The sequence below is a fragment of the Roseivivax halodurans JCM 10272 genome (assembly GCF_000521785.1).
Taxonomy (GTDB): Bacteria; Pseudomonadota; Alphaproteobacteria; order Rhodobacterales; family Rhodobacteraceae; genus Roseivivax; species Roseivivax halodurans.
Map to the genome: position 1 here is coordinate 1 of NZ_JALZ01000148.1, position 355 is coordinate 355.

At 60.3% G+C, this 355-nt stretch carries 1 protein-coding gene; it reads right to left on the reverse strand.

All coding sequences use genetic code 11. The features are described 5' to 3' along the window. Window positions 1–73 precede the first annotated feature (73 nt). The gene (locus OCH239_RS21555) at window positions 74–322 is read right to left on the reverse strand and encodes a hypothetical protein (protein WP_037267677.1); all 249 of its coding nucleotides are present in this window, start codon (window positions 320–322) and stop codon (window positions 74–76) included. Between the last annotated feature and the right edge of the window lie 33 nt (window positions 323–355).

A 355-nucleotide genomic window follows, 5' to 3' on the forward strand; every position in this document is an offset into this window, starting at 1 on the left:
TGGGACCAGCGGGCCCAAACAAGACCACCGAAAGAAAAGGTCAGTGCCATGGCGATGAGGATCAGTTGACCAGTCATTTGCGCGTCTCCCCGTCCAGATCCTGTGCTTCAGTCTCGAGGCGTCCCAAAGCAATATAAGCATTTCCAACCATCACGCCAGCGACGGCGAGATGGCAGATGACCCAAGCCGTGACCGGCACGGTGCCGTCTGCCAGAGGTCGCGCCACGCCGAGCCCGAAGAAAGCAAGGCCCACGGCGTTCGAGATGGTCACATAGAGCTTCACCCGCTCGTTATGGACCGCGAGATCATCACGCCGCCGCATCGGTCACCTCCATCTGTTTCGCGCCTGTCTCCG